A 3,480-nucleotide genomic window follows, 5' to 3' on the forward strand; every position below is an offset into this window, starting at 1 on the left:
AATCGACTGCTCTAATAGGAAATTAATCTCTTGAAGACTTAAATCTATCTGTTTTGATATCTCAACAGATTGATTTAAATCAATCACGGTTAAGTTAGCTTCTTTCATTGTGTCGTTAGTATCTTTTAAGACTGTTTGATCAAAAAACAGCGACAAGTTCCCGTCCATGGCTTTTATTGATTTTTGAACTGTCGCGTTTAGATCTTTCATCGCAACTTCAACTATTGCGCAGCCACAGCAGGCTTGTAGAGAATGCGAAGAGAACAAGAGAGCCAACAATAGAGCTAAAAACTTCATATTTGTCGTTTTCATTTTTTTGTCTCCTCTTAATACTCAAAGTGCGGATCTGGCGTAGCTGTGATATCTTGAAACTTTTTTTGGGATTCGTATTTAATATGACTAAGTCCTGATATTTCTCTTTTAATATCAACTAGTTTTTCGTAGTCCACAAAAAGAGTCTCATACTCTTTTATCAATTCTTGCGCTTTTTCATGTGCGTGCTGCATCATTTTTACATCTTGAACTTGTTCCGCATCGTCCATTAGTTTTTCTAGCTCCTTTCTGCGAAGAGATAAGCGATACTCCTCTCTATATACCCTGCCCTCTAGTCCGACTGTCTTCAACTCTGCCGCGGCGTTCATGATAGAAGATTTTTTAAAAGTTTGATGCGCGTCTAGCTGATTATGGACGCGTTCAGCTGTTTTGTTGCCGGTTAATTTATTGAATAATTTACCAAACATGCATATCCTTTCTAAGCGTCTCAAGGTCTATATACTTAATTAGCCTCACGGGGTCCTTAGATGTTTTATATAGCTTTGGTTGTGCTATAAATCTAGCCATAAATGACGCCGCAGCAGTATTACGTATAATAAATCCTTCTCCCTTTTTGATCTGCTTTAATTGTTCAATCATTAAGTAGTCTTTCTCTTCTCTGTTAAAGCGCTTTTCATTGCTTCTAGCACTATTTTTATTGTTTGTGTTTATACTTACTGTCGTCTCCATGGTGTAGACTTCGCGCTTTGGAAGTTGCTCGTTTATCTTTTTGAGCAGCTCCGTATCCGTTAGTCTGAGAGCTATAATCGTGTTAACGTTTCCAAACACCTGAGACGCATCTACCTCGCCCAATGTCTTCTTTAAATCGGACTGAAAACTAAGAACCGCTCCCATGTTCAAACCTCTGATTACACTCAAGATGTCTCCTAAATCATAGCTCTTATTGTCCTTAGTCTTCAACCATGAGTTTATCTCATCAAGTATACACAACGTTGTTGTATCACTTATGTAGCTTTTGCCGCGGCGCTCAAGTAGTACGTTCAATAGAGAGATTAGGAGCTCTGCGATAATTGGTGAGTAAACTTTGTTTTGTCCTGGTAAGTTGACTATAACTATCTTGTTTGAATCCACGGCGTCAAGCAGGTTGATATCGTGGTATTTGTTTTTTAAAACGGATGCAAAGGAGTCGAAAAATCCAAAAAGTTTAGACAACTGCCCGATGGAAATATTAAGCTTATAAAACACGCCCTCACGTACAGGAAACTTTTCGCTGAGCGTTTCCATATTACCATTGTAATTCTGCTTAATCTGTTGCCAGCTTGGTGCAGCGCTTTGCTCTGCAATAATGTTTTTAAGCTCATAGTGAAAATGATTTCGGTCCTCATTACTTGAGAACGATGCCTCGACGTTATCCTCGATATCCTCTTCAATATTTGCAATCATTGCAGAGTAGAGAGCGGCAGTGAGCTCTTGATTGTTAGTTTTGTAGATCTCATCAAAAATCAGAAGCAGTTTTATGAGTTTTTCCAAATTTGAAACAAGTGCATGAAATCCGAAATAATCAAGCTCTCTGATATTTTTTTTATACTCTTCAAATTTATCGTTCGCCTCGTATATATGATCTATTGCGGCTACGTCAACAAACATGTTGCCGTCTCGCAGGACCAGTATTGCTTTAAGCGCCGCGACAAGATATGACTTGCTGCTCTGTCCCCATGAATCTTTATCGTTAATGTCAGCTATGTTAACAAACATTGTAATAGTTTGCTTTTGATTACCCATTTCGAAGAGATTAATTGTGTTCGTGTTTGTTTTACCTGTCTCAGTTTCAGTAAAATCATACACAAGAAAATCTTGAAGGCGATTGTACTTTGCTGCAATCGCTTGAGTGGTTTGCAGGACATTGTTGTCACTCTTGCCAAACACTGCAAACACACCGCCGCCTCTGGCAACCTGAGACTCTACATAAGCGTTCATGAGCATTTCAGTTTTACCACCACCTGTTGTAGCCATTACACAAGTGTGCTCTTTTAACATCTCATCGCTAAAGAGTACAGGTGTAACATGATTTGACTCTTTTGCGGAAAGCACTTGGGACTCAATTAGTTTGTAGTTATAGTATAAACCTAGTAGCTTTTTTATCTCATCAAGCGTACTGACTGGGGACATTACATCTTGTCTATGTTGCTTGATGACAGAACCGGCATGCACGGCATATCTGCTTTGCTCATCATTTGAAAGCGTACCCAACGCCTTAGCAATTTTTTCAAGCTTATTTGATTTTGCCTGCAAACGCATTACGGACATAACCAGCATGTAAAGAGATATGGCAGCAAGAAGATGGAAGTTTTGCGAAGTGAACGCATAGGCTCCGCCCAGAACTGCAAACGGAATAAAGAGGTCTTGTGCTTTTTCAACTAATAGCTCCTGTTCCAATGTATCGATAGAGCCATATTTTAATTCTGTATTTGTCATTTTAGAGAACCTTTATTTTAATGAACGCCAAGGCGTGAAGTACTGAAATATTGCAGTACTTTTCATGTTGAGAATCCCTCAGGAAAGAGAGAAAACGCATCTCATCGGGGGTGGCGATTTGAGAAAGCTGAGATATAGACGCATAGTATTTTTTATCTGTTAAGTTTTGAAACGCTCTAAAGATTCGTACCTTTGCTTTGAGCAAATTATATGTACTCAAAGTATTTATGTTGAGCTTTTCAAAGCCCAACAAATCAGCCTTAGAGTTGATAAAGTTAATCAACTCTCTATAAAAATTATTCAACTTAAACTGCGTCTGCTTTTGCTCGGCGATGTAGTCTTTTACTTGCACCGCAGTAAAATTTGAAGAGATGTCGCGCACGCTAAAATCTTTCTGACTTCTTTTTATCTTAAATCCAGAAAAATAGTGAGAAAACTTATCTATGCTTTTGCCTTTTAAATTGCGCTCCACAGGCTTAAAAGCAAAGGTTGACTCAATGCCGGCGTGGATAATTTTTTGCTCTTTTATTTTGATTTTTTTTCTACTTACAAAAAGAAGAAGAAAACAAAAAACTGCAAAAGTGATCAAGATATTGTCTATATAGCTTATTTTTTTCAGTTCATCCATGACAAATAAAGCAATAGCGGATATCATGAATAGCACCATGCTCTGGATAAAAATAAAATTCTCGCGTGGTTTTTTTTGCCAGGATGTCAGCAACTTTGATGAAA

4 protein-coding genes are annotated in these 3,480 nt (G+C 38.0%); all 4 read right to left on the reverse strand.

What is annotated here, in order from left to right; genetic code table 11:
- Positions 1–312, reverse strand: a 312-nt coding sequence (locus RQ763_RS10705; RefSeq protein ID WP_314152949.1) for a hypothetical protein, incomplete at its 3' end; no start/stop codon positions are given.
- Positions 313–326: 14 nt separating this feature from the next.
- Positions 327–740, reverse strand: a complete 414-nt coding sequence (locus tag RQ763_RS10710) for a hypothetical protein (RefSeq protein WP_314152951.1) — start codon at positions 738–740, stop codon at positions 327–329.
- Complete coding sequence (locus tag RQ763_RS10715) at positions 730–2,748, reverse strand: TraM recognition domain-containing protein (RefSeq protein WP_314152952.1); 2,019 nt, start codon at positions 2,746–2,748, stop codon at positions 730–732. The genes RQ763_RS10710 and RQ763_RS10715 overlap by 11 nt, the downstream gene beginning before the upstream one ends.
- A 1-nt stretch (position 2,749) precedes the next feature.
- On the reverse strand, positions 2,750–3,480 hold a 731-nt coding region (locus RQ763_RS10720), incomplete at its 5' end, for a hypothetical protein (protein WP_314152953.1).

This window comes from Sulfurimonas sp. (assembly GCF_032250635.1).
GTDB lineage: Bacteria > Campylobacterota > Campylobacteria > Campylobacterales > Sulfurimonadaceae > Sulfurimonas.